At 70.5% G+C, this 25,162-nt stretch carries 22 protein-coding genes; 17 read left to right on the forward strand and 5 right to left on the reverse strand.

All coding sequences use genetic code 11. The features are described from left to right. From ACI3KX_RS15230 to ACI3KX_RS15310, 17 genes are all read left to right on the forward strand, one after another. Nucleotides 1-410 (forward strand): FHA domain-containing protein (locus ACI3KX_RS15230; RefSeq protein ID WP_404910268.1); only part of this gene is annotated, 410 nt, incomplete at its 5' end. Nucleotides 411-431: 21 nt separating this feature from the next. Next, on the forward strand, nt 432-4,961 hold the full coding sequence (locus ACI3KX_RS15235) for an FtsK/SpoIIIE domain-containing protein (protein ID WP_363358011.1): 4,530 nt from the start codon (nt 432-434) through the stop codon (nt 4,959-4,961). A gap of 109 nt (nt 4,962-5,070) precedes the next feature. Further along, entirely contained in the window at nt 5,071-5,358 is a 288-nt protein-coding gene (locus tag ACI3KX_RS15240; RefSeq protein WP_308868145.1) for a WXG100 family type VII secretion target, read from the forward strand. A 94-nt stretch (nt 5,359-5,452) separates the two neighbouring features. Then, on the forward strand, nt 5,453-5,746 hold the full coding sequence (locus ACI3KX_RS15245; protein ID WP_349426640.1) for a hypothetical protein: 294 nt from the start codon (nt 5,453-5,455) through the stop codon (nt 5,744-5,746). Between the two features lie 4 nt (nt 5,747-5,750). Beyond that, nucleotides 5,751-6,959, forward strand: coding sequence for a hypothetical protein (locus ACI3KX_RS15250; RefSeq protein WP_349426641.1), 1,209 nt, complete (start codon nt 5,751-5,753; stop codon nt 6,957-6,959). Nucleotides 6,960-7,052: 93 nt separating this feature from the next. Then, nucleotides 7,053-7,637 (forward strand): hypothetical protein, encoded by a 585-nt coding sequence (locus tag ACI3KX_RS15255; protein ID WP_404910269.1) that lies wholly within the window; start codon nt 7,053-7,055, stop codon nt 7,635-7,637. Between the two features lies 1 nt (nt 7,638). Further along, nucleotides 7,639-8,256 carry a hypothetical protein gene (locus tag ACI3KX_RS15260; RefSeq protein ID WP_363358009.1) on the forward strand — a complete coding sequence of 206 codons (618 nt, stop codon included), beginning with the start codon at nt 7,639-7,641 and terminating at the stop codon, nt 8,254-8,256. Then, nucleotides 8,253-9,029: a hypothetical protein gene (locus ACI3KX_RS15265; protein ID WP_363358008.1), complete on the forward strand. Its 777-nt coding sequence runs from the start codon at nt 8,253-8,255 to the stop codon at nt 9,027-9,029. Before ACI3KX_RS15260 ends, ACI3KX_RS15265 begins: the two co-directional genes overlap by 4 nt. Nucleotides 9,030-9,132: 103 nt before the next feature. Beyond that, nucleotides 9,133-9,420: a WXG100 family type VII secretion target gene (locus ACI3KX_RS15270; RefSeq protein WP_308868145.1), complete on the forward strand. Its 288-nt coding sequence runs from the start codon at nt 9,133-9,135 to the stop codon at nt 9,418-9,420. An 85-nt stretch (nt 9,421-9,505) separates the two neighbouring features. Beyond that, nucleotides 9,506-9,808: a hypothetical protein gene (locus tag ACI3KX_RS15275; protein WP_347978301.1), complete on the forward strand. Its 303-nt coding sequence runs from the start codon at nt 9,506-9,508 to the stop codon at nt 9,806-9,808. Further along, nucleotides 9,805-10,932 carry a hypothetical protein gene (locus tag ACI3KX_RS15280; RefSeq protein ID WP_363358007.1) on the forward strand — a complete coding sequence of 376 codons (1,128 nt, stop codon included), beginning with the start codon at nt 9,805-9,807 and terminating at the stop codon, nt 10,930-10,932. The genes ACI3KX_RS15275 and ACI3KX_RS15280 overlap by 4 nt, the downstream gene beginning before the upstream one ends. Before the next feature lie 4 nt (nt 10,933-10,936). After that, the gene (locus tag ACI3KX_RS15285; RefSeq protein ID WP_363358006.1) at nt 10,937-11,563 is read left to right on the forward strand and encodes a hypothetical protein; all 627 of its coding nucleotides are present in this window, start codon (nt 10,937-10,939) and stop codon (nt 11,561-11,563) included. A gap of 10 nt (nt 11,564-11,573) precedes the next feature. Beyond that, nucleotides 11,574-12,242, forward strand: coding sequence for a hypothetical protein (locus tag ACI3KX_RS15290; protein ID WP_363358005.1), 669 nt, complete (start codon nt 11,574-11,576; stop codon nt 12,240-12,242). 87 nt (nt 12,243-12,329) lie between these two features. After that, nucleotides 12,330-14,024, forward strand: a complete 1,695-nt coding sequence (locus ACI3KX_RS15295; protein WP_363358004.1) for an Ada metal-binding domain-containing protein — start codon at nt 12,330-12,332, stop codon at nt 14,022-14,024. After that, on the forward strand, nt 14,021-14,533 hold the full coding sequence (locus tag ACI3KX_RS15300) for a methylated-DNA--[protein]-cysteine S-methyltransferase (protein WP_363358003.1): 513 nt from the start codon (nt 14,021-14,023) through the stop codon (nt 14,531-14,533). Before ACI3KX_RS15295 ends, ACI3KX_RS15300 begins: the two co-directional genes overlap by 4 nt. A 465-nt stretch (nt 14,534-14,998) precedes the next feature. Continuing rightward, nucleotides 14,999-16,837, forward strand: a complete 1,839-nt coding sequence (locus ACI3KX_RS15305) for an ABC transporter ATP-binding protein (protein WP_349426652.1) — start codon at nt 14,999-15,001, stop codon at nt 16,835-16,837. Further along, nucleotides 16,834-18,648, forward strand: a complete 1,815-nt coding sequence (locus tag ACI3KX_RS15310; protein WP_349426653.1) for an ABC transporter ATP-binding protein — start codon at nt 16,834-16,836, stop codon at nt 18,646-18,648. Before ACI3KX_RS15305 ends, ACI3KX_RS15310 begins: the two co-directional genes overlap by 4 nt. A gap of 205 nt (nt 18,649-18,853) precedes the next feature. Here the strand turns inward: ACI3KX_RS15310 and ACI3KX_RS15315 are convergent, their stop codons facing one another. From ACI3KX_RS15315 to ACI3KX_RS15335, 5 genes are read right to left on the reverse strand one after another with little or no spacing between them, the layout of a single operon-like run. Then, nucleotides 18,854-19,783 (reverse strand): BadF/BadG/BcrA/BcrD ATPase family protein, encoded by a 930-nt coding sequence (locus ACI3KX_RS15315; protein WP_363358001.1) that lies wholly within the window; start codon nt 19,781-19,783, stop codon nt 18,854-18,856. After that, nucleotides 19,780-20,763, reverse strand: coding sequence for a glycoside hydrolase family 113 (locus tag ACI3KX_RS15320; protein WP_404910271.1), 984 nt, complete (start codon nt 20,761-20,763; stop codon nt 19,780-19,782). The genes ACI3KX_RS15315 and ACI3KX_RS15320 overlap by 4 nt, the downstream gene beginning before the upstream one ends. Then, nucleotides 20,760-23,264 (reverse strand): glycoside hydrolase family 2 protein, encoded by a 2,505-nt coding sequence (locus ACI3KX_RS15325; RefSeq protein ID WP_404910272.1) that lies wholly within the window; start codon nt 23,262-23,264, stop codon nt 20,760-20,762. The genes ACI3KX_RS15320 and ACI3KX_RS15325 overlap by 4 nt, the downstream gene beginning before the upstream one ends. After that, nucleotides 23,261-24,163 (reverse strand): carbohydrate ABC transporter permease, encoded by a 903-nt coding sequence (locus ACI3KX_RS15330; protein WP_363357999.1) that lies wholly within the window; start codon nt 24,161-24,163, stop codon nt 23,261-23,263. The genes ACI3KX_RS15325 and ACI3KX_RS15330 overlap by 4 nt, the downstream gene beginning before the upstream one ends. Next, a complete protein-coding gene (locus ACI3KX_RS15335) occupies nt 24,160-25,152 on the reverse strand; it encodes a sugar ABC transporter permease (protein WP_363357998.1) in 993 nt (330 codons plus the stop codon). The genes ACI3KX_RS15330 and ACI3KX_RS15335 overlap by 4 nt, the downstream gene beginning before the upstream one ends. Between the last annotated feature and the right edge of the window lie 10 nt (nt 25,153-25,162).

Genomic DNA, 25,162 nt, shown 5'->3' on the forward strand with positions numbered 1-25,162 from the left:
GTGCCGCGCGTCCTGCCGCGCCGGCACGCCCCGGCACGCCCGCCGTCGCCGCGCCGCCGGTGACAGATGCGTCGTCGTCCCCGGCCGTCGTGCTCGAGTTCGACACCGGCGCGCGCATCGCCCTCCCCGGCGCCGGCATCCTGATCGGACGCGATCCCTCGCCCGCGCCGGGCGACAACGGGCTCACCCTCGTCCCGATCGAGGATCCGACGAAGTCGATCTCCAAGACCCATCTCGCGCTGCTGCGCACGGGCGGCGCCATCATCGCCGTCGACCGTGCATCGACGAACGGCAGCGCGCTCATCCGCGAGGGCGCGGAGCACTCCCTCCCGCCCGGTCAGGGGGTCACGGTCCGCAGCGGCGACACCCTCCTGCTGGGCGACCGGCGAGCCCTCATCCGCATCGGCTGACGCAGACCCCGAGGACAACGCATGAGACTCAGACTCACACTCCAGCGGCGAGACGCGCAGCAGATCGACATCGTCGTCACCTCCGACACGACGGCGACCGTGCAGGACGTGGCCCGGCACATCGTCGACACCGACCCCGCTCGCGAGACGTCCGCCTCTCCGCGCGATGTGCTGACGCTCAAGGTGGCACCGCCCACCTCGTCGACCTTCACCATGCTCGCGCCCGACATGCTGATCAGCGACGCCGCCGTCGGCTCGGGCTTCATCGCATCGATCGTGAACCTCGGAGAGGACTACGTCGCGTCGCGGGCGGTCGGCGGTCCACCGGCCGCGATCCTCTCGGTCGTCGGCGGCCCGCTCGTCGGACGCGAGTTCCCGCTGCCGCGCGGCCACTTCACCATCGGGCGCGCCGCCGGCAACGACATCGTGCTCGACGATCCGCTGATCTCCAAGGTGCATGCGCGCATCGAGGTCGGCGGTTCGGTGGAGCTCGTCGACCTGAACTCGGCCAACGGCATCGTGGTCGACGGCGGTCTGGTCCAGCGCCTCCGCGTCATCCCGGGGCAGCGGTTCTCGCTCGGTGACACCGACGTGGTCGTCCGCATGGTCCAGGACTTCGCGCCCGTCGAGCAGGACCCGGTGCTCGAGCGCGGCGGATCGCTGCTGTTCAACCGCAGCCCGCGCGTCGAGCCTCGCTACATCGGCGAAGAGCTCCCGGAGCCGCGGATGCCGAAGGATCCGGTCACGCGGCTGTTCCCGTGGCCGATGCTCGTCGCACCGCTCATCCTCGGCATGGCGCTGTTCGCGATGAACGGCAACCCCCGGTCGCTCCTCGTCGTCATCATGTCGCCGCTGATGCTGCTCGGCAACTTCATCTCCCAGCGCACCCAGGTGGGCCAGCGCGCCCGCAAAGAGACCGAGATCTTCGAGCGCACCTTCGAGGAGCTGGAAGAGACGCTCTACCGCGAGCGCCCGCGCGAGCGCGAGATCCGCAATGCGGAGGCGCCGCCGGTGGCGGTGGTGTTCGAAGAGGCGATGCGGCTCGGCCCGATGCTGTGGACGCGGCGTCCAGAGCACTGGAACTTCCTCTCGGTGCGGCTGGGCATCACCGAGGCCCCGTCGCGCACGACGGTGAAGCGGTCCGAGACGCCGGAGGCACTGCAGGAGTTCGTCGATCGCGTCGACCGGCTGCGGGACCGCTACCGCACCATCGACGGCGTGCCGGTGCTGGAGTCGCTGCAGAGCGTGGGTGTGATCGGCGTCGCCGGCGGCGACCGCGAGGCCGCCGATGCGCTGCGCGGTCTGTGCGTGCAGCTGTTCGGCCTGCACTCTCCCAACGAGCTGGTCGCCATCGCACTGACCGAGCCCCGCTGGGCGACGCAGCTCGAGTGGCTGAAGTGGCTGCCCCACACCTCCAGCGAGCGCAGCCCGTTCCGCGACATGCCCCTGTCGGACTCGGCGTCGACCGGCGCGGCGCTGCTGTCGGGCCTGGAGGAACTGGTGATGCAGCGGTCGAAGGCCGCATCGTCGCCACGACTGCCCCTCGCCGACGACTGGGATCCGATGCGCTACGGCACCGACGTGCGCCGCGCTGCCGAAGAGGCCACGTTCCCCGGCCAGACGGCGGTCGTCGTCATCGTCACCGCCGACGCGCCCGTCGACCGGGCCCGGCTGACCCAGGTGCTCGAGCGCGGCGCCGACGTCGGCGTGTACGGACTGTTCGTCGCCCCCATGGTCGACGCGCTGCCCGCGGTGTGCCGAAGCTTCCTCGACGTCACGAACGGGCTCGAGCGTGCGCGCGCGGGGACGGTCCGCAGCGGTGTCGACTATCCCGAGACGGCGGTGGAGGGCGTCTCGAACGAGCTGATGACGGTCCTCGCGAAGCGGCTCGCGCCGGTGGTGGACTCCAGCACGGTGATCGAGGACTCGTCCGACATCCCGAACTCCGTGATGTTCCTCTCCCTGGTGGGATCGGAGATGGCCTCGGAGCCTTCCTTCGCGATCGAGCGCTGGCGCGAGAACAACACCATCCTGGATCGCTCGGGCGCGGTCCTCCCGCGACTGAAGAAGGCGGGCACGCTGCGCGCGATCGTCGGCCAGGGCGCCACGGACGCGATGGCGCTCGACCTGCGGACCCAGGGCCCGCACGCCCTGGTGGGCGGCACCACCGGAGCCGGCAAGTCCGAGTTCCTGCAGGCATGGGTGCTCGGTATGGCGGCGGCCCACAGCCCCGACCGCGTCACGTTCCTGTTCGTCGACTACAAGGGCGGCTCGGCATTCGCCGACTGCGTCGATCTGCCGCACTGCGTCGGCCTCGTGACCGACCTGAGCCCGCACCTCGTCCGCCGCGCGCTGACGAGCCTGCGCGCCGAGCTGCACCACCGCGAGCACCTGTTCAACCGCAAGAAGGCCAAGGACCTCCTCGAGCTGGAGAAGCGGCGCGATCCCGACACGCCACCCGCGCTGGTGCTCGTCATCGACGAGTTCGCCGCGCTCGCGGGGGAGGTGCCGGAGTTCGTCGACGGCGTCGTCGACATCGCCCAGCGAGGCCGATCGCTCGGCATCCACCTGATCATGGCCACCCAGCGCCCCGCCGGGGTGATCAAGGACAACCTGCGCGCCAACACCAACCTGCGCGTCGCGCTGCGCATGGCCGACGAGTCCGACTCGAAGGACGTCGTCGGCGATCCCGTGGCGGCGCGTTTCGATCCCGGCATCCCCGGTCGCGGGATCGCCAAGACGGGGCCCGGTCGTCTCGTGTCGTTCCAGTCCGCCTATGCCGGCGGATGGAGCAGCGACCAGGCGCCCGCGGCGGACGTCGCCGTCGCGCAGCTGCGGTTCGGCTCGGTGCAGCGGTGGGAGCTCCCCGACTCGGGCGAGTCCGACTCGCACGACGTCGACCCCGGCCCCAACGACCAGAAGCGCCTCGTGGCGACGCTCGTGGCGGCCGCCGAGGTGGCGCGCATCCCCGCGCCCCGCCGTCCGTGGCTCGACGACCTCGAGACCACGGTCGACATCCGCCAGCTGCGGGCCGGGCGCGCCGGGTTCATCCTGCTCGGCAAGCGCGACGTCCCCGAGCGCCAGCTGCAGGAGCCGGTGTACTTCGAACCCGACCGCGACGGGTCGCTGCTCGTGTACGGCACCAGCGGATCGGGCAAGTCGACGGTGCTGCGCACCGTCGCGATCGCAGCGGCGACGGGCCGCCGCCCGGAGAACGTGGCCGTGTACGGGCTCGATTTCGGCGCCGGCGCGCTCAAGAGCCTCGAGGTGCTGCCGCACGTCGGCTCGATCATCCCCGGGGACGACGCGGAGCGCGTGCAGCGCATCATGCGGTCGCTGGGCGCCATCCTCGACGACCGGGGCAAGCGGTTCAGCGCCGCCAACGCGTCGAGCATCGCCGAATACCGCGAGCTGACCGGTCGCGACGAGGCGCGCATCATCATGCTCCTGGACGGTCTGCCGCAGTTCCGCGCGGAGTGGGAGTCCACGACCGCGCGGATGCCGTTCTACCAGGCGTTCATGCGCATCCTGGGAGAAGGCCGCCCCCTCGGCGTGCACGTCGTCGCCACCGCCGACCGGTCGGGATCGGTCCCGACCGCCATCAGCTCGAACGTGTCCCGCCGCGTCGTGCTGCGGCTCTCGGACGAGAACGCGTACGCCCTGCTCAACGCGCCGAAGGACGTCCTCGACGAGCGATCGGCGCCCGGACGGGCCATCGTGGACGGCTTCGAGACCCAGATCGCGGTGCTCGGCGGAACGCCGAACGTGGCGGAGCAGACCAAGCTGCTCACCCAGTGGGCGCAGGATCTCCGTGCCGCGGGCGCGCGCGAGGTCGAAGAGATCGGGTCGCTGCCCACACGGCTGCAGTCCACGGCCATGCCGGATCGCATCGGCGACTTCCCCGCGCTCGGCGTCGCCGAGGACACCCTCGCGGCGCGCGACTTCGATCCCATCGGCACCTTCGTGGTGACGGGACCGCCGCTGTCGGGCAAGACGAACGCGATGAAGGCGCTCATCACCTCGATGACGCGCTTCGATCCCGGCGTGCGGCTGTTCCACTTCGGCGGCCGCCGATCGCAGCTCAAGGAGTTCGCGCCGTGGATGCGCAGCGCGACGACCCCCGACGAGGCGAAGGACCTCGCGACCGAGCTCGCCGACCTGGTCGGCGACGAGTCGCTCGAGGCGCGACTCCTGATCGTCATCGAGGATGTCCCGCAGTTCGCCGACACGCCGGCCGAGCGCCCGCTCAAGGCGCTGTTCCAGGCGGTCAACCGCAGCGAGCATCTGCTGATCGGCGATGCCGACGTCAGCCAGATCGCCAGCGGGTTCGGGCTCATCGGCGACTTCAAGGGCGGCCGCAAGGGCATCGTGCTGCGTCCGGACGCCTTCGACGGCGACGCCATCTTCAAGGTGCCGTTCCCGAAGGTCAAGCGCTCCGACTTCCCGGAGGGCCGCGGCATCTTCGTCCAGTCGGGGCGCGCCGTCACGGTGCAGATGCCGCTCGTCGAGGGATCCACGCTGGAGGTGCCGCAGACCGCGGTCCAGCGATGACCTGGGGACCCGCATGGGGAATGGTCCCCATCGTGGTCGCAGGCGGGGTTTCGCTAGCTTGGAGTCATCGGCCCGGGGTGGGTCGTGAATCTGAGTGAGGGAGTTGACGATGGCCGATTTCGGTGCTTCGTATGCGGAGATGGAGCAGGTGGCGTCGTCGCTGTCGCAGGCTCGTGATGACATCCAGGGCCAGTTGGACTCGTTGAAGAGCCAGGTGGACACGCTGCTGGGTGAGGACTTCAAGACGCAGCACGCTTCGGGCAAGTTCGGTGAGGGTTACACGGAGCTGACGACGGGTCTGAAGGGTGCGGTGGACGGCATCAACGACATGTCGGAGTCGCTGCTCGGCATGATGCGCGCGATCCAGGACCTCGACCAGCAGCTCGCCGGCGGCTGAACCACCTCCATCGCCGGTGCGGCGGGCTTCGCGCCTGCCCGCCGCACGGCGACGGTGACGGTGACGGCGGCGCACGACAATTTGAGGAGTGACGGTGGGGGTCAAGGTCAGCTATGACGATCTCGGCGACCTGAGCACGCAGCTCAAGCACATCATCGACGAGTTCGAGAGCGCGGGCAGCAGGCGACGGGATCTCGAGGACGCTGTCGAGACGCCGTACGACAAGGACGACCTGAAGGACGCGGCCCACGACTTCGAGGGCCGGTGGGACGACCGTCGCAAGCGGCTCATGGACAACTGCAAGGGCGTCGCCGAGCACCTCGACGGCGTGATCGCCGCCTTCAAGGACTTCGACGAAGACGCGGCACGCAAGTCAGAGAACGGATGACGGAATGACCACGCCTTACATGCCGTCGCACACGCCGGCAGGCACCCTGATCGAGAAGCTGCGCGGCGACGCCGGCGACGTCCAGACGCGGGGTCAGCAGATCGTCGACCTCGCGAGCGACATGTCGAGCGCATGGAACCTCATCTCGCGGCTCGTCGATGACGGCGCCGACATGGAGGGGCAGTCCATCGAGAAGCTCCGCGAGCTGTGCGGCAAGGTCAGCAGCGATCTGTCGGAGGCCGCCGAGCTCTACGACGCCGTCGGCCCCCACATCCTGACGTACGGCAAGGAGCTCGAGACGTCGAAGGGCGTCATCGACCCGCTCGTGTCGGATCTGCTGGATCTGTGGGAGGAGTACTACACCCTCAGCCGCACCGCCGACACCGCCGAAGGTGCGGTGCCGAACGAGCCCGACGACGACGCGGACGCGGACGAGCAGTCGGCGTACGACACCGCCTCGGCGAACGCCGACGAGAAGCGCGGCCTCGCCAGCGCCAAGCACGCGGACTGGGTGGAGAAGGCGGGGGAGTACGACACCGCCTGGGACAGCTGGTTCGACGCGTTCGACACCGCCGCGAAGAACATCCGCGAGGGCGTCAGCGGCAAGATCGAGGACGACTGGAAAGACGACCTCCGCGGCGCGCTCGACTTCCTGGCGAACGTCCTGGCGGTTGCGGGAATCGTCCTCGCCGTCCTCGCCATCGTGGTGGGCGGCCCCATCATCCTTGCCCTCGCGGCCATCGTGGCGGTCGCGACCCTCGCTGTCGCCCTCACCCGCAAACTCGCCTTCGACGACGGCAGCTGGTGGGATGTCGCCTTCGGCGTTCTCGGCGTCATCCCGTTCATCGGCCCCGCCGCCCGCACCGTCCGCGGCCTGGGCTCGGCATCGGGATGGCGCGCGCTGGGGACGGCGTTCGGCGACGACGCCCTGCGGCTGACCGGCATGAACGCCGCCTCCTTCGACGACTGGGCGTCGGGTCTCAACGCCTTGCGCGGCACGACCTTCGCCGACAAGGCGGCGGACTTCTCGGCCGCGCTGTTCTCGGGCAAGAACATCGACGACTGGGCACGCATGGGCTCGACCGGGCGCGACGCGCTCGCCACGGTCGGCACCGTCTGGGTGGCGCAGTTCCAGATCGTCGGCCAGATCAAGGACGCGAGCGGCGGCGCCTTCTCCGGCTCGTTCGACCCTGACCAGAACCCGTTCTCGTGACATGCACCGTGCGGCATCGCACGGCGCGGAACGGGGGCCCGGGGATGGGAGACTTGTCGGGTGAGTGACCTGCGTGCTGAATTGAGGGGCACGGTGGCCCCTGCCGTCCCGCAGTATCGGATGCTGCTGCCGCTGGGCTGGCAGTCATACGACGTGACCGCCGATACCGAGCGGGAACTGCTGGGCGCGGCGCGGACGCGTCTTTCGCAGGCCGGTCGACCGGATCTCGCGTCGGGCCTCGCCGTCCAGGTGGGGGATGCCTTGCGCAGCCTCCGTGCGCAGGACGCGTTCGCGTTCGCGCTGGCCGGCGAGACCGCGCCGTCCTGGGCCCTCGGCGCGGCGAGTCTCGTGGGGCTCCGGCGCAAGTCCACCCCCGAGATCCCGCTGGACGCCGTGGTCGAGGACGCCGTCCGCAACCGGGGCGGCATCGCGATCGGCGAGGGGCATCGCATGGTGCGCTGGACCGAACGTCGTCCGGTCACGCTCGAGGGCGTCGCAGCGGTCTCGTTCCTCATCAACTACCTCATCCCTATCCCTGGAACCCGGCGGACGCAGGCCGTGCAATGGACGGCGACCGTCGCCCATGCGGCCGACATGGCCGAGGACGACCCGGTGCTGCTGGCGTGGGTCGCGCTCTTCGACCACCACGTCGCCACCTTCACGTGGAGCACGCGCTGACATGCAGATCAACCTTCGACACGATCCCGAGCGCAGCCTCCCCGTTCCTCACGTCCAGCGGTCCGCCGACGAGCGCGCGCTCTGGGCGCGGGAGACCGCCTACGCCTTCGCCGCACGCGCGGGATTCGACGACGCCACGGCGGAGCGCATCACCGCGGCGCTGAACGACATCGCCGGCGCGACCGGCGACGACCGCCGGAACCTGCTCCTGATCGGGGCGGATGGCCGCGTACTGGCGCCGTTCACCGTGTTCGCGGCATCCGAACCGCTGGCCGAGCCCGAGCAGGCCGCCTTCCTGTGGTCGGCCTCGGCACTGCTGCCGCCGACCACCGAGGTGGTGGAGTCGGCGCAGCTGGGCGCCGGGATCTCGGTGACGCTGCTCGAGCGTCATGACGATCACGACTACGGATTCCGGCGCTGGCTCTTCGTCGGGCAGAACGCCACGCTCGGCGCCGTGCTCGGTCCTGTCGCACCGTACGGCCTGGCGTTCGTGGAGGACTCTGCGGGCGGCATCCTGCACGAGTCGGTCCTCGAGGGCTTCCTGCCGTCGGCCGACCGCACGCGCGTCGAAGCGCTCGATGCCGCAGTGGTGCGAGCGGGAGAGGACTGGCCGCTGTGAGCGATCGCACCCTGACAAGCCTCGTCGACGAGGTCGACGAGTGGGGTCCCGTGGACTGGTGGCGGCTCGAGCTGCGCTCGTTCGTCACGGCGCCCTACGCGCAGCACGCGCTCGTCGTGCTGGCCCCGAAGGAAGCGGTGCGCGCGGAGCATCGCGGCGTCCGTGCAGGAAGCTGCCTGCAGTCGCTCGCGTACATGTTCCTGCTGGTGGCCCCGCTCGTCGGGGCGGCGGCCATGCTCCGCTGGGTCGTCGGCGGAAGCGCGTTCGACTTCCCTCTCGCCTTCGCCGGCGTGCTCACGCTCATCTCGTTCCTCGCCACGGCATGGAGCGAGTACCAGCGCTACCGTCATCCCCGCGCCGTCGCGCAGTCGGGAATCCGCACGACCACGCTGATGCACATCGTGCCCGGCCTGTTCACGGCGCTCATCGCCATCACCGCGGGGCGCGAGCTGCTGGGCGACGGCACCTGGGTCTGGCTCGTCGTCATCCTGGCCGACGTGGTGGTCTACGCGGCGATCCTCGTGCGAGGCGTGACCATCAAGGGCGGTCCGCAGAACCCGCACGACAATGTCGACCAGAGCATGAAGGAGATCCCGCCGTCGACGCTGACCGGGATCATGGCCGAGCGGGATGCCGCGATCGACCTGCTCGTCGCGCGCGGCAAGATCACCGCCGACGTCGGAGCAGAGGCCCGTGCCACGGCACCGGGGTGGCTCGCGCTCACGCTCGCACCGGAGGCGGGCTCCGCCTATTACCGCCCTGATCAGGCCTGAATCGCTGCATGGGGAATGGTCCCCATGGGCTGATCGCGTCATGCCGGTTACCGTGGAGTCATCGGCCCGGGGTGGGTCGTGAATCTGAGTGAGGGAGTTGACGATGGCCGATTTCGGTGCTTCGTATGCGGAGATGGAGCAGGTGGCGTCGTCGCTGTCGCAGGCTCGTGATGACATCCAGGGCCAGTTGGACTCGTTGAAGAGCCAGGTGGACACGCTGCTGGGTGAGGACTTCAAGACGCAGCACGCTTCGGGCAAGTTCGGTGAGGGTTACACGGAGCTGACGACGGGTCTGAAGGGTGCGGTGGACGGCATCAACGACATGTCGGAGTCGCTGCTCGGCATGATGCGCGCGATCCAGGACCTCGACCAGCAGCTCGCCGGCGGCTGAACCGCGCTCACGCCACAAAGCTCGAGAGCCTGACCGGAGCGCCGCGCGCAGCGGCCTCCGGTCGGGCCGTTTCGGAGGGAATGCGATGACGGACGTGAGGATCGACTTCGACGCGATGAGCGCGAGCCGGCATGCGTACGCCAACATGCGGACGATGCTGGAAGACGCCACCGGCGCGCTTGCGAACGTGTCGGGTTCGGCGGTGCCGCAGGACGAGCTGCGACGGCGACTCGAAGACCTTCACGGGTCGTGGGGTGGCGGCATGAAGAAGCTCGCACGCTACGCGGAGGACGCCGGTGCCGGCCTCGAGGGCATCCTCGAGGCGTTCCAGGGACTGGACTCCGAGCTCGGCGCGAGCATGGTGCCACAGGAAGGAAGCTCGGCGTGACCGATTTCACCGCGCTCGGCTTCGACCCCGCACCCGGCGACATCGCGACGCTCGACGGCTATCTCGACGCACTGTCGGCGGGCTGCGACGGCGTCGACGACGCTCTGTCGATGCTCGACGGCGGCGACGACGCCGACTGGGTCGGCCTCTCCGCCACGGCGTTCCGCGCCTCCGTGAGCGAGGACTTCCGGCCGCAGCTGTCGGACACCGGCGAGGCCCTGCGGACCTCGCGGAACGCGCTCCGCACCTGGACCACCCAGCTCACCTCCTTCCAGCAGCGCGCACGCGTGCTCGCCGAAGAGGCGGATGCCGCCGCCGCCCGGATCGCTTCGTGCGAGAACGCGCATGCCACCGCACTGGAGCACAAGGACGACGACGACGCCGATCCCGACGCGGTGTCGGATGCGGCGCTCGCGCTCGGCAGCGCCGACGCCGAGCTCGAGGAGATCCGCGCCGCGGCACGTGCACTCCAGACCGAGGTCGACGACGAGGCCGCTGCGGCCGCGCGTTCGCTGAACGACGCCGGCGGGATCCTGGACGACTACGCCGGCAACGCGTTCTCGAACTTCTTCGGCGACGCCGGGGAGTGGCTCGCCGACACCGGCGCCTGGCTCATGGACAACGTGGTGCCGATCCTGGAGGACATCCTCCGGGCGGCGCTTCCCGTCATCGCGATCCTGTCGCTCTTCTTCCCGGCGCTGGGCGCCGTCGCGCTGATCATGTCGGGCATCCTGGTGGCGATCGACGGACTTCAGGCGCTCACCGGGCGTGGGGACTGGACGGACTTCGCGGTCGGCGCGCTCGGGATGCTCGCGGGCGGCGCCCTCGGCATGGCGGCGAAGTCGCTGATCGGTCCGGGCGGGCAGGTGCTGATCCCCTCGATCCAGCGCATGACGCCGGCGCTGGCCGGCGGCGGGACCGCGGCCGGATCGCTCGCTGTCGCGCTCAACGTGAACATGCAGAACATGGTCTCGAACACCTACTGGATGACGTCGCAGGCCAAGGACGCGCACGACAACGGCCAGAGCTTCGTCGAGAGCCTGAGCGGTCCGTGGCAGAACCTGGGGGAGCGCGTGGACAACACGATCCGCGGCAACGGACCCCGCACCGACGAGGAGCTCTGACCCCATGACGCCGACGACCGGTGACCGCGTCTGGCAGCGCCTGCCGCAGGGCTGGATCGAGTTCCGGGCGTTCGGCGATCGCACCCCGGACGAGTGGCTGGATTGGTACCTCGCGAGCGGTGAGGGCTGGCTCCCCGACGAGGCGCGGACGGCGATCGTCGAGGGCTTCCGCGCCGGCGTCGCCGCTTTCGCGGGAACCGACTTCGACTTCGCGGGCGTCTCCCTCACCGCGGGCGAGCGACCCGCCGCGTCGTTCCTGTGCACCAACGTGGTGCGCGCGGCGCCCGGCGTCGACGTGCCGAGCACGCCTTTCCACCGGCTGTTCCCCCTCGTGCGCTTCGGCGAGAAGGCGGGCGCCGAGACCTTCACCGCGCCGGACGGTCGCGTCGGCACCGTCGCCAGTGGCCGGCTGCTCACGGGCGGCATCCCGAACGTGGCGACCGTCGGCGAGCTGCTTCTGCCGGAAGAGGGCGGAACCGTCCTCGTGATGGGCATGTGCTCGGACCCGTCGCAGCGGGCGGAGCTGGCACTGCTGACCGCCTTCGTGCTGTCGACGACGCAGGTCCTGCCGGAAGGTGCCGAGCCGGCGCTGCCGGTGGCCGATTCCGGCGCCGCGCAGCGCACCGCGTAATCTGACGTGCATGGCTTTCACCCTCATCCGGCCGGAATCGCGCCCCTGGATCGGCGGCGCGACGGCGGATGACGTCACCGTCGCGGAGGCCGACCGCGTCGCGCTGCTGCTCCGCGGCGACTACGAGCGGTGGTCGCGATGGGCCTTCGGGCTCGCCGCCTTCGTGGTGACCGCGGTCGGTGTGTTCGTCGCCCTGGGCATGGTGGATGCGATCGTGCAGCTGGGACGCCCCGCCGCGCTCGTGGATCTCGTGGTGACGGTCGTCGCGGTGATCCTCGCCGGCGTCGCGGCGTTCGGGCTCGTGCGGCTGTGGCTCACCGGACGTGCGCTCACGACGAGCGCCGCCGCATGGCTGCGCGCACCGTTCCGTGCGGGTTCTCGTCAGCGCCGCGCCGGCGGGTGGGTGCAGGCGCGAACCGTCTATCTCGAGCCGCGCAACCTCGTGAGGCTGCTGACGTCCTCGCTGGCGTTCCTCACCGCGATCTTCGGCATCGCGGCCGCGGTTCGCGACCTCGCGGGTGGTGACGTCAACGGTCTGTCGGCCGCCGCGGGCCTGATCGGCCTGATCGCGCTCGCGTGCGGGCTCGGCCAGGCGGGCGGTGTGCTCCGCATCGGCTCCGGGGTCGCCGAGGGCGATCCGCTCTGGCACCGCATCCGCTCCGCCTTCGTCCCGCGCTGAGCTGAGCTCCCGCCCGGCTCGGAGAGGCCGCACAGCCATGTCCGATTTCCGCGAGCGGCTGTCGGGGGAGCGTGTCAGGCTAGGGGCATGAGCCTCACCATGACACCCGGCGCGCGCCTCGGCGCCATGTCATTCGACGAGCGCTATCGAGCGATCGACTCGCGCGATGCGCGCTTCGACGGGCAGTTCGTGACGGCGGTCCGCTCCACGGGCATCTACTGCCGGCCGAGCTGCCCCGCCCGCACCCCCAAGCCGTCGAACGTCACGTTCTATCCGACGAGCGCGGCCGCCCACGAGGCGGGCTACCGCGCGTGCAAGCGGTGCCTTCCTGAAGCGGCACCGGGCTCACCGCAGTGGAACCTCCGGGGCGACACCGCGGGCCGCGCCATGCGCCTCATCGCCGACGGCGTGGTCGAGCGCGAGGGCGTTCCCGGGCTCGCGCGGCGGCTCGGCTACTCCCCGCGGCACCTGACGCGGCTCCTCACGACCGAGCTCGGTGCCGGACCCCTGGCCCTCAGCCGCGCGCACCGGGCGCAGACGGCCCGCATGCTGCTCGTGGGCACCGATCTGCCGGCCGCCGACGTCGCCTTCTCGTCGGGCTTCGCGAGTGTGCGGCAGTTCAACGACACCATCCGCGAGGTGTTCGGGATGCCGCCGCTCGAGCTCCGCGCGCGGCGACGGCTGTCGCGACCCGGCGAACGGCAGGCCGCTGCGCCCGCGCAGGGCGCGCCCGGCGTCACGATCGACCTGGCGCTCCCGCACCGGGGTGCGCTCGATGCCGCGGGTCTCTTCGCATGGATGGCCGCCCGTGCCGTGCCGGGCGCCGAGGCGGCCACCGCCTCGACGTTCGCCCGCACGCTGCGTCTTCCCCACGGGCCGTCATGGTTCGAGCTCCGCCTGGACGACGTGGGCCGTGTCCGCCTGCGCGCGGCGATGACGAACCTCGCGGATCTGTCGACCCTCGTCACGCGTGCGCGGCGTCTGTTCGACCTCGATGCCGACCCGGTCGCCGTCGACGAGTCGCTGGCGCAGCATCCGCAGCTCGCTCCGCAGGTCGCGGGTCTTCCGGGCATCCGCGTGCCGGGCGCCGCCGACCCGCACGAGATGCTCATCCGGGCCATGGTCGGCCAGCAGATCACGGTCGTGGCCGCACGCACGGCGCTCACGGCGCTGACCGCGGCGCTCGGCGAGGAGGTGCCCGCCTTCGCGGGCATGCTCTCCGGGACCCCTGCGGCCGCTCCCGAAGCGGCGGCCGCCGACCCAGCTGGCGTCGGCGCAGCGGACGCGCCTGTCCCTGTCCGGCTGTTCCCGACGATGTCCGCGATCGCCGAGCGCGGGGGAGAGGTGCTGCGCGGGCCCGCCGCCCGCATCCGTGCGATCACCGGAGCGGCCGCCGCCCTCGTCGACGGCACGCTCACCCTCACCCCGGGCGACGACGCGGTCGAGCAGCGGGCAGCCCTCCTGGCGATGCCCGGCATCGGCCCGTGGACCGCCGACTACGTGCGCATGCGGGTGCTCGCCGACCCCGACGTCTTCCTGCCGGGCGACGTCGCCGTCCGCACGGGCGCCGCCGCTCTCGGGCTCCCCGCCGAGCCGCGCGCGCTCGACGACTGGGCTGCCCGCACCGCGCCGTGGCGCAGCTACCTCACCGCTCACCTCTGGAACGCGGTCCCGCCGAGGGCGCCCGCCAGAGCACGCGCCGCACGACCGCTCCGCGAGGCGCGAGCGGACGCATCCGTCCCATCCACTCCGTCCCCATCGACCACCGGAGGCTTGTCATGACCACCGCGACCATCCAGACCCTCGAGACGCCCGACGGCGCCTTCACGCTCCTCGCCGACGACGCGGGGCGCGTGCTCGCCTCGGGCTGGACCGCCGACCCTGCGGCGATCCTGGCCCGGCTGTCGGAGCGCGTGCGCCCCTCGATCGTCGAGACAGGAGAGACGGACGCCGCCGCCGCTGTGGCGGCCTACTACGAGGGCGACCTCGCCGCGATCGACGACGTCGAGGTCGCGCAGCACGGCACCCCGATGCAGCTCGCCGGCTGGGCGGCGCTGCGGCGCATCGCCCCCGGTCGTCCGCTGACCTACAGCGAGTTCGCCGCCGAGCTCGGCTCTCCGAGCGCCGTGCGCGCCGCGGCATCCATCTGCGCCCGCAACGCCCCAGCCCTGTTCGTGCCCTGCCATCGCGTGCTGCGCACCGACGGAAGCCTCGGCGGGTTCGCCTGGGGCCTGCCCGTCAAGCGGCGGCTGCTCGACCGCGAGGCCGCGGTGCCGGCGCTGATCCCATAAGCCTCCGGCACCCCGGATCGTCCCAGGACCCTCCGGGGCGTGCGGCGTCCACGGGGGGCACCCGCGAAGAACTTCCGGGGAGGCGGAAAGCGCTTGTTGCGCCCAGGGAATTCTCAGGTATAGGCTGGAGGGCTGGCGTGTCGTTTCGGCGGCACCCGGCTCATGTCCCGCGAACAAGGAGGAAGCCATGTCTCAGGCCGTCGTCACCACGAAGCCGATTGTCTTCCTGCCTGCTCCCGGGACGCCGCGCGTCGCCCTCGAGGGATAATCCCCGGGCCGACCTCCGCCGATCCGCCGCACCCGCGGCGCCGCCGCTCGTAACGCCGCGCGGCATAGGATCACCAGCTCCCGCGTTCTGGCCTACAGGACGCCTCTCCGGCGACCCCGCACGCTGTCTGTGCGGTGCGCCGTCCCCGCCGTTCCCGCGGCATCGAAACGCCCCCGCCACACCACTCGTCAAGGATCATGACTACGTCTTCCGCTGAGAGACTCTCCACGCCACGCGCGCTCGCGCGCCTTCTTCCCTTCGCCAGACCCGTGCTGCCGCGACTGACGATGGGCGCCGTCAGTGCGCTCTTCGCCAGCCTGCTCGCGCTGGCCATCCCGCTCGTGCTCGAGCAGATCGTCCAAGGCCCCATCGCCTCGGGCGACATCACCGCGATCTGGTGGGGGGCCGGAGCGATCCTGCTCCTCGGCCTTGCCGAAGCGGGCATGGTCTGGCTGCGCCGCTGGTTCGTGCTGGCGCCCGCGACCCTGGTCGAGTACGACCTGCGCCAGACCTTCTACTCGCGCCTGCAGCGCCTGCCGGTCGCGTTCCACGACCGCTGGCAGTCGGGTCAGCTGCTCAGCCGCATGATGCAGGACATCAGCATGCTGCGCCGCTGGCTCGCCTTCGGGCTCGTGCTGCTCGTCGTGAACGTCCTCACGATCGCCGTCGGCACGGCGCTGCTGTTCCGCTGGCACTGGCTGCTCGGAACGATCTTCCTCGTCACGTCCGCTCCGCTGTGGTACGCCGGGTACCGGTTCGAGAAGACCTACGGAACCCTCGCGCGACAGTCCCAGGACCAGGCCGGCGATCTCGCGACCTCCGTCGAGGAGAGCGTTCACGGCATCCGTGTCCTCAAGGCCTTCGGCCGCGGCAAGCACGCGCTCCAGCGCTTCACGCGGCAGGCCGAGACGCTGCGCGAGACCGAGCTGCGCAAGGCGCGCGCGGTCGGCTGGATCTGGTTCTGGCTGGTGCTGCTCCCCGACATCGCCTTCGCGCTGTGCCTGGGTGCGGGCATCTACTTGACCGCCATGGGTCAGCTGCAGGGTGCAGAGCTCATCGCGTTCTTCGCGATGGCCACGGTGCTGCGCTGGCCGATGGAGTCCATCGGCTTCCTGTTCTCGTTCCTGCTGGACGCGCGCACCGCGACCGACCGCCTCTTCGAGGTGTTCGACGAGGAGAACACGATCATCGACCCCGTCGAGCCCGTCTCGATCGAGCGCCCGCGCGGCGCGCTCGTCTTCGAGGGAGCGCACTTCCGCTACCAGGATGCGGCGACCCACGAGCGCGATCTGCTCGACGGGATCGACCTGGCCGTCCGCCCGGGCGAGACCATGGCCCTCGTCGGACTCACCGGCTCGGGCAAGACGACGCTCACCACGCTGCCCACCCGCCTGTACGACGTGACCGGCGGCCGGGTGACGCTGGACGGCGTGGACGTGCGCGACCTGACCCTCAAAGAGCTGCGCCGGCACATCAGCATGGCGTTCGAGGACGCGACCCTCTTCTCCCAGACCGTGAGGGACAACGTGCTGCTCGGCCGCGAGGACCTCGTCCCCGGCAGCGACGAAGCCGAGCGCGTGCTTCGCGAGGCGCTCGACGTCGCCCAGGCGGGATTCGTCGATGAGCTGCCCGACGGCGTCGACACGATCATCGGCGAAGAGGGGCTGTCCCTCTCCGGTGGCCAGCGACAGCGGCTCGCGCTCGCGCGCGCCGTCGCCGCCCGCCCGGCTGTGCTCGTGCTCGACGACCCGCTGTCGGCGCTCGACGTCGACACCGAGGCCCTCGTCGAAGATGCTCTTCGGCAGGTCCTGCACGAGACGACCGCGCTCGTCGTGGCGCACCGCCCCTCGACCGTCATGCTCGCCGATCGCGTGGCGCTGCTCGAGGCCGGCCGCGTGACGGCGGTAGGCACGCACTCCGAGCTGCTGCGCACCAGCAGCCACTACCGACACGTGATCTCGAGTCTCGAGGTCGAGGAAGCTCGCATGCAAGCCGCTCGACAAGCTCAGGAACCGATGGGGGAGGTGACCCTGTGAGCACCACAGTGACAGGAACCAGCGGCGAAGACCGCTCCGACTACACGCGCGCCGAGAGCAAGGAGATCCGCAGGCGCTCGCTGCGCCTGCTCGGCTCGCTCATCACACCGGTGCGCGGGCAGCTGATCCTCGCCGGCGTCGTGCTGGTGATCTCGACCGCGCTGCGCGTCGCAGGCCCCTGGCTCATCGGTATCGGCATCAACAACGCGCTGCCCGCTGCGGTGGAGCGGATGGACTGGATGCCGACGATCCTCGTCGTGCTGGTCTACCTGGTGACGGCAATCGGCGGTGCCGCCCTCATCGGCTGGTACGTCGTGGTGGCCGCGCGCCTCACGCAGGCGATCATGCTCGACCTGCGCAAGCGCATCTTCCTGCACACGCAGCGACTCAGCCTGGAGTTCCACGAGTCGTACACGTCGGGCCGCATCATCTCGCGTCAGACGAGCGACCTCGACACCATCCGCGAGCTGCTCGACGGTGGCCTCAACGAGCTCGTCTCCGGCATCCTGTACGGCGCTTTCACGCTGGCTGCGCTGTACATCGTGGACTGGCAGTCCGGTGTGATCCTGACGGTGATGGGCATTCCGCTGTACCTGCTCATGCGCTGGTTCTACTCGCGCTCGCAGCTGGTGTACCGGGAGTCCCGCGTCATCAGCGCCAAGGTGATCGTCAAGTTCGTCGAGACGATGACCGGCATCCGCGCCGTGAAGGCCTTCCGCAAGGAGGACCGCAACGACGAGGAGTTCGGCGCCGTGGCGATGGACTACCGCGACGTGAACATGCGCTCGATCCGCCTGTTCGGCACGTTCGAGCCGGGGCTCATGGCCGTGGCGTCGGTGACGCTCGCGGTCGTGATCGCGTGGGGCGGCATCCGTGTCGTGGACGGCGCGATGGAGATCGGCTTCCTGCTGTCGGCGGTGCTGTACGTCCGCAACTTCTTCTCTCCGCTGCAGGAGGTTGCGTTCTTCCTGAACTCGTACCAATCGGCGACGGCGGCGCTCGAGAAGGTGTCGGGCGTGCTGGAGGAGGAGCCCACGGTTCCCGACCCGAAGCACCCGGTCGACCTCTGGACGGCGAAGGGCCACCTCGAGTTCCGCAACGTGGAGTTCGGATACGGCACGGGGCGCACCATCCTGCCGGACTTCTCGCTCGACATCCCCGCCGGGCAGACGATCGCGCTCGTCGGCACGACGGGCGCGGGCAAATCGACGCTCGCCAAGCTCGTGTCGCGATTCTACGACCCGACGAAGGGCGCGGTCACGCTCGACGACGTCGACCTGCGGTCCCTGCACCCGAAGGACCTGCGCCGAGCGATCGTCATGGTCACGCAGGAGGCCTACCTCTTCAGCGGCACGGTCGCCGACAACATCGCGCTCGGCAAGCCCGACGCGACGCTCGACGAGATCAAGGCCGCCGCGAAGGCGGTGGGGGCGGATGCCTTCATCGAGGCCCTGCCGGACGGCTACGACACCGACGTGAACAAGCGCGGCGGCCGTGTTTCGGCGGGACAGCGTCAGCTGGTCTCGTTCGCACGCGCCTTCCTCGCGAACCCGGCGGTGCTCATCCTCGATGAGGCGACGGCGTCGCTCGACATGCCGTCCGAGCGGCAGATCCAGGATGCCCTGCAGACCCTGCTCGCCGACCGCACCGCGATCATCATCGCGCACCGTCTGTCGACGGTCGCGATCGCGGACCGCGTGCTGGTCATGGAGCACGGCCGCATCATCGAGGACGACGCCCCCGATGCGCTGATCGGCGGCGACGGCAAGTTCGCCCAGCTCCACAGTGCGTGGAGGGAGTCGCTGGTCTGACCAGCCCTCAGCGCGAGACCCGGATGCCCCGGCCCACCTGTCCACACAGGGCCGGGGCATCCGCCGTTCCTCCCGCGTGCCGGCGCCTCCCGACTCCCGCGAACCGACGCCTCAACAGGTCAACCGGGCTTCCGCAGGATGGACGGTGCGCGGTTCTCCTGTGGAAGGCCGGTTGACCTGTCGAACGCGGATGTCAGCGCGGACGTCAGGCTCGGGCGACCGACACCGCGTGGGCGAGTGGATGCTGGGGGGCGAGGCCCGCGAGGGCGGCGGCGCCGTCGATCCCGTGACCGCGTGGCTCGACGAGCGTGACGTTCAGCTCGCTCGCGGCGATGTGCGAGGCGAAGGCCTCGTGCAGCTGCGGCGAGCGGAACACGCCGCCGATGGCGCAGGCCGCGAAGCGCTCGTCGGGGTCGTCGGAGCGCACCCGGCGCAGCGCGGTCTCGACGCTGTGGGCGAGCTCGCCGCCGGCCCGCACGGTGATGTTCTGCGACACCGCGTCGCCGTCGGAGGCCAGCCGCGCGACGTGCGCGGCGAACGAGGCGACGACGCTCACGCGGTCGTCGTCGGACTGCAGGTGGATGTAAGCCTGGGTGAGGTCGGGCCACCGCTCCTCGGCCACCGCGCGGAGCGCGGTCGCCGGACCGCGCCCGTCGAACTCCCGCATCACGGCGTCGAGCGCCTCGCGGCCGATCCAGTATCCGCTGCCGGCGTCGCCCATCAGGTAGCCCCACCCGTCGACGCGGGCGACGCGCTCCGCGCCGACCGCGAGCGTGACCACGCCGGTGCCCGCGGCGACGACCGCGCCTCGACTGTCGCCGAGTGCCCCCAGGAACGACGTCGTCGAGTCGTGCGCGAGGATCACCTCGTGCACCGCCGGGTCGGCGATGCGGGCGAGGAGTGCCGCGGCATCCGCCTCCTTCGTCGTCAGCCCCGAGACACCCGCGCTCACGACCGACACCTCGGCGCCCGTGCGCTCGATCGCGGCGTGCGCGACGGCGGCGAGCTGCGGCAGCAGCTGCTCGTGCGTGCGGATGCCGGGGAACAGCAGGTCGTGCTCCCGCACCCGCACCTTGATGCCGGTCTGCCCGGCGTCGATCGCCAGTACCGTGCCTGTCTCCGTGCGCTCGGTCATGGCTGCTGCCCCATCCCTGCGCCACTCGCGCGCAGACGGTACGCGTCGCGGAGGAACTCGCCGGCGGGCTTGCCGTACGGGCAGTAGTCGTCGTTCGCAGCCGCCTCGTCGGCCGCGTAGAGCCGGGGCGGCCAATCCCACAGCATGAACCCGCGCACCCACGGGCGCGCGTCGCAGGCGGCGAACATCGCCTCGTAGTAGCGCAGTTGCGCCGCACCTGACGGGGCGCCGGGCAGCGACCAGTCGTTGGGACGGTCCGGCGAGCCCTCGCGCGAGGGGCAGCCGGCCTCCATGAAGAAGAACGGCTTGCCCGTCTCGGCAACGGCCCGCTCGATGCGGTCGAGTTCGGCATCCCATCGGTCGAGGGGGTAGTAGCCACTGGACGTGACGACGTCGACCGCGTCCCACCACGAGAGGCGGTCCTCCTGGTACTTGTCGCAGTTGTAGGTGACGATGCCCGAGAACTCGGCGCGCACGTCGGCGATGAGCGCGCGCCACTCGGCCTCGCGGGCGTCGGCGCGCACCATCTCGCAGCCGACGCAGAGCATCTCACAGCCCTCGGCCTCGGCGATCCGCGCCGCGTGCACGATGAACTCGCGGTACGACGCGAACCACTCTCCCCACGTCGGCTCTCCGGGCACATCCTGGTCGAAGAACCCGATGTACGCGCGCCACGTGCCGTCGGCGACGTTGACGACGGGCTTGAGGCACACCTTCAGCCCGAGCGCCTTCGCCTCGCGGATGGCCCAGACGACCTCCTCGTCGGTCACGGTCGGCGCCTCCCGGAAGGGCACCTCGGTCGACTGCGCCGTGTCCTGCAGGGCGGAGTACGCGATCGCCGTCCAGTTCACGCCGTGGTCGGCCATAGCCCGCAGGGAGTGGGATGCCGCGGGCGTCGCCCACGTGCCGCGCACGCCGGTCCAGCCCCAGGTCATTCCGGCCACGTACGAACCGAGCGCCTGGGCGGTCTCGGCGGTCACGACGCGACCAGCTCGTTGGCCGTGCGCAGCACCCGAGGATCGGAGAGCGCGGATGCCGCGAGCGCGTCGCCGTCGTGTCGCACGAGCAGCGTCGTGCTCTCGCCGGGCAGCAGCGTCACGAGCGCGTCGGATGCGACGGCGCCCGGATCGACCTTGTCGACCAGCAGGGTGAGGTCGCGCACCAGGGAGCCCGCGGTGAGCGAGACCAGCGTGCCGCCCGCGGTGGGCTCGGTGCGGAGCTCGACACGCGCGGCGCCGAGCTCCGACTCGCGCGGCTCGGCGAAGAACCAGTGGCCGCGCACGTCGTCGACGCCGGCGACGACGAGCTCGCTCGCCGCGTCGCCGGGCGTGACGACGTCGGTGGGGAGAGGAACGGTGACCGTCTCGCGCGGTGCGAGGGAGACCGGCGTGGTGAACCGGGCGAGCTCGTCGCCCGCGAACCCGACGCGGCGCGCGAGGAGCTCGCCCTCCCAGGCCTCGGCGGTGTCGTTCACGAGGACGGCCGCGAGCCCGCCGTCACGCGGCTGCACGGTCGCCAGACGCGGGGCGAACGCGTTCTTCAGCGCGTAGTACAGGGGCTTCGGGCGCTCGTCTCCGTCGATGGCCGCCCACGACGTCACCGGCCAGCAGTCGTTCAGCTGCCAGACGATCGCGCCCTGGGTGTGCGGCGCCCATGAGCGGAAGTGCTCGAGCGCCGTGCGCACGGCCAGCGCCTGGTTGAGCTGCATCGCCCAATGCCAGTCCTCCATGGCCTCCGGCATCCGGAAGTGGGGGATCAGGCCGTTCGTGAGCTTGGTGTTGCCCTCCATCGCCTTCTGATGCACGATCATGCCGGGCGATTCAGGGGTGAGCGGGTCGTCGCTGATGGAGCGGACGAGGGTGCTCCACGCCGGGGGGCCCTGCCAGCCGAACTCGGCGACGAACCGGGGCCTGTGGTCGCGGTACGTCGTCCAGTCGAGCCGGTTCCACTGCTCCCACAGGTGCATGGAGCCGTGCTCCTCGTCGTTGGGGTGCGGCCCGGTCTGCGCCGTGCCATCCCAGCCCATGCCGGGGCTGAACGGGCTTCCGGGCGCGTACGGGACGTGCGCGGCGAGCTCGGCGACCAGCGCGGGGAACAGCTCGTAGTAGTAGTGGGCGCCCCAGGTCTTGCCGTCCAGGCGCTGCTTCCAGCCCCAGTCCTCGTAGCCCCACAGGTTCTCGTTGTTGCCGGTGAGCAGCACGAGCGAGGCATGGTGGCCGAGCCGCACGATGTTCTCGCGCGCCTCCGCCTCGACCTCGGAGCGCAGCGGCTCCTCCTCGGCGTAGGCGGCGCACGCGAACAGGAAGTCCTGCCAGACCAGCAGTCCCAGCTCGTCGGCGAGCTCGTAGAAGTCGTCGGACTCGTAGAGTCCGCCGCCCCACACGCGGATGAGGTTGAGGTTGGCGTCGAGCGCCTGCTCGAAGCGGCGCCGCAGCCGGTCGCGGGTGACCCGCACCGTGAGGGCGTCGTCGGGGATCCAGTTCACGCCCTTCACGAACACGGGCTGGTCGTTGACGACCAGTGTGAACGGCGTCCCCGACTCGTCGGGGGTCATGTCCCAGCGCACGTCGCGGAAGCCGACGACGCGGTGCACGGCATCCAGCGGATCCGGGCCGTCGCCGCCCTGCAGCCGGACGTCCACGACGTACAGCGGCTGCTCGCCGTAGCCCGCGGGCCACCAGCGCTCGACGGCCGGCAGGTCCAGTCGCACGTGCGCACGATCGCCCTCGAACTCGACGACGGTGGACGGAAGCGAGCCGTCGCCCAGTCCGGGTCCGTTCACGGCGACGCTCACTGAGAGGGGGACGGATGCCTCGGCCGCGCGCTCGATCTCCACATCGACCTCGATCGTGCCGCCGTCGCCCGACGGCGTCGCGACCACGCGCGTCTGCGCCAGGCGCGCGAGCGACCAGGACTCCAGGCCGACCGGCTTGACGATGCCGCTGGTGTACGTCGCGATGCCCCAGTCCCAGCCGAAGCTGCACGCCGACTTGCGGATGGCGTCGTAGGGGAGCGGGTACGGGCGCTGCCGTACCCCGAGAGCGGCGCTCTGCTCGTTGGCGTACTTGACGGGCGAGCGGAAGCGCACGACGAGGTCGTTGTCGCCCTCGACGAGCGCGCCGCGCACATCGAACCGGTAGGAGCGGTGCTGGTTGGCCGTCGCCCCGATCTCACTGCCGTTGAGCAGGATGGTCGCCACCGTGTCGAGCCCTTCGAACACGAGATCCGTGCGGTCTGCGGCATCCGCGGTCCATGTGAACGTGGTCGCGTACGTCCAGTCGACCAGGCCGATCCACGCGAGCGCGGACTCGTTGTCGTCGAGGAACGGATCGGGGATGAGTCCCGCGGCCAAGAGGTCGGTGTGCACGCAGCCGGGGACCGTCGCGGCGACGTCGCCGGCGAGTCCGTCCGGTGCCGGTCCGGCGGCGGCGCGGAGGGTCCAGCCCGAGTCGAGCGGGCGGAACGAGAGGGCGGTGGTCACTTGACGGCTCCTGCGGTGAGGCCCTTGTAGATCCATCGCTGCAGCAGCAGGAAGGCGACGAGGGTCGGGATGATGACGAGGACGGTGCCGGCGGAGATGACCTCCCACTGGGCGCCGAACGGTCCCTTGAACCGGAACAGCGACGTGGAGATCAGTCCTTCGGACGGCAGGTAGAGGAATGGTGCGTAGAACTCGTTGTACACCGCGATGCCCTTGATGATGACGACCGTCGCGATCGCGGGTCGCAGCAGGGGCAGCACGATGCGCCAGTAGATCGTCCACCGGTTCGCGCCGTCGATCATCGCCGCCTCGTCGAGGGAGATCGGGATCGACTGCATGAACTGGATGAACAGGTAGATGGCGATGATGTCCGTGCCCATGAACAGCAGGATCAGCGCGGCCTTGGTGTCGTAGAGGCCGAGTCCGTTGATGAGCTGGAAGGTCGCCACCTGACTGGTCACGCTGGGGATCAGCGTGGCGACCAGGAACAGGCCGAACACGAGCTTCTTGCCGCGGAACGCGAACCGGTCGAGCGCGTAGGCGGCCATGGTGCCGATGAAGATCGTGCCTGCCAGCGACACCACGAGCACGATCGTCGTGTTGACGAAGCCCTCGAGCATCTCGCCGCTCGTGAACGCCGTCACGAAGTTGTCGAAGTTGAGCCAGTTCTCGGGCGGGTCGAACGGACCGGTCTGGGCGTATTCGGGCGCGGTCTTGAGGCTCGCGAACAGCAGCACCGACAGGGGCAGCAGCGTCAGCACCGACGCGATGATCAGGCTGAGGTACTTCGCCGTGGTCGCGCTGACGCCGCGGAGGCGCTCGCCGAGGGAACGGCCCTTGATCGTGCGCGGGGGAGTGGTGCGCAACGGCATCGTGCGCTGTGGTTCTGTGGTGGTCATGTCAGGTCGACCTTCTCGTCGGGGAACACCTTGCGCTGGATCCACGTGATCACCAGCACGATCGCCAGCAGCACGACGGCCATCGCTGATGCGAGACCGACCTGCCGGAAGCTGAAGGCGGTCTGCAGCGTCTGGATGACGAACGTCGCCGATCCGTTGGCGCCGCCGGTCATGATGAAGGGGATCTCGAAGACACTGAGACTGCCGGCGATCGCGAGGATGAACGAGAGGCCGATCACCCGCCGGATGCCGGGGAAGATGATGGCCCAGAACTGCTGCCAGCGGGTCGCGCCGTCCAGATCCGCCGCTTCGTACAGCTCGTGCGGAATCGACTGGATCGCACCGAGGAAGAGCACGAAGTTCATTCCCGTGTAGCGCCACACCGAGGTGCCGGCCAGTGACCAGTTGACCACGTCGGGGTTGCCCAGCCACTGCGGCGGGTCGGCAACGCCGAACCAGCTCAGCACCGTGTCGAGCGTGCCGCCCGGCTGGAACAGGTAGAGGAAGACGAACCCGATCGCGACGCCGTTGATGAGGTACGGGAAGAACAGGATGCCGCGGAAGAGGTTCGAGAAGCGCGTCGAGAAGCTGAGGAGCGTGGCGAAGTACAGCGCGATCGCCATCTGCGCGAACGACGCGAAGAAGTAGTACAGGCTGACGCCGAACACCGAGAAGATGCGCGGGTCGGTGAACACCTGCACGTAGTTGTCGAGGCCGACGAAGTTCTTCTGGAGGTCGATGCCGTCCCAGTCGGTGACGCTGAAGTAGAAGAGGTTCAGGGCCGGCCAGTAGGTGAACAGCAGCAGCAGTCCCACCGCCGCGGCCAGGAAGAACCACGGGGTGAGGTGCTGCAGGAGGCTCCGCCCGGCGGAGCCGCCCCGCCGGCGGCCGGTTCGGCGGGATCCCCCGCCGAACCGGCGCGCCCGCAGGGGCGCGGAGAGGACGGCAGGGGCATCCGCCGGAGCCGCACCGGGTGTCGCAATGGCCATGTCGCTGCCG

This window comes from Microbacterium sp. ZW CA_36 (assembly GCF_044987475.1).
In the GTDB taxonomy this organism is placed as follows: domain Bacteria; phylum Actinomycetota; class Actinomycetes; order Actinomycetales; family Microbacteriaceae; genus Microbacterium.

What these genes read in the sequence shown, in the direction of transcription:
- ACI3KX_RS15235 (WP_363358011.1), top strand. Translation starts at nt 432, where the DNA reads ATGAGACTCAGACTCACACTCCAGCGGCGAGACGCGCAGCAGATCGAC.
- ACI3KX_RS15240 (WP_308868145.1), top strand. Translation starts at nt 5,071, where the DNA reads ATGGCCGATTTCGGTGCTTCGTATGCGGAGATGGAGCAGGTGGCGTCG.
- ACI3KX_RS15250 (WP_349426641.1), top strand. Translation starts at nt 5,751, where the DNA reads ATGACCACGCCTTACATGCCGTCGCACACGCCGGCAGGCACCCTGATC.
- ACI3KX_RS15260 (WP_363358009.1), top strand. Translation starts at nt 7,639, where the DNA reads ATGCAGATCAACCTTCGACACGATCCCGAGCGCAGCCTCCCCGTTCCT.
- ACI3KX_RS15270 (WP_308868145.1), top strand. Translation starts at nt 9,133, where the DNA reads ATGGCCGATTTCGGTGCTTCGTATGCGGAGATGGAGCAGGTGGCGTCG.
- ACI3KX_RS15275 (WP_347978301.1), top strand. Translation starts at nt 9,506, where the DNA reads ATGACGGACGTGAGGATCGACTTCGACGCGATGAGCGCGAGCCGGCAT.
- ACI3KX_RS15285 (WP_363358006.1), top strand. Translation starts at nt 10,937, where the DNA reads ATGACGCCGACGACCGGTGACCGCGTCTGGCAGCGCCTGCCGCAGGGC.
- ACI3KX_RS15290 (WP_363358005.1), top strand. Translation starts at nt 11,574, where the DNA reads ATGGCTTTCACCCTCATCCGGCCGGAATCGCGCCCCTGGATCGGCGGC.
- ACI3KX_RS15295 (WP_363358004.1), top strand. Translation starts at nt 12,330, where the DNA reads ATGAGCCTCACCATGACACCCGGCGCGCGCCTCGGCGCCATGTCATTC.
- ACI3KX_RS15300 (WP_363358003.1), top strand. Translation starts at nt 14,021, where the DNA reads ATGACCACCGCGACCATCCAGACCCTCGAGACGCCCGACGGCGCCTTC.
- ACI3KX_RS15305 (WP_349426652.1), top strand. Translation starts at nt 14,999, where the DNA reads ATGACTACGTCTTCCGCTGAGAGACTCTCCACGCCACGCGCGCTCGCG.
- ACI3KX_RS15315 (WP_363358001.1), bottom strand. Translation starts at nt 19,783, where the DNA reads ATGACCGAGCGCACGGAGACAGGCACGGTACTGGCGATCGACGCCGGG.
- ACI3KX_RS15330 (WP_363357999.1), bottom strand. Translation starts at nt 24,163, where the DNA reads ATGACCACCACAGAACCACAGCGCACGATGCCGTTGCGCACCACTCCC.
- ACI3KX_RS15335 (WP_363357998.1), bottom strand. Translation starts at nt 25,152, where the DNA reads ATGGCCATTGCGACACCCGGTGCGGCTCCGGCGGATGCCCCTGCCGTC.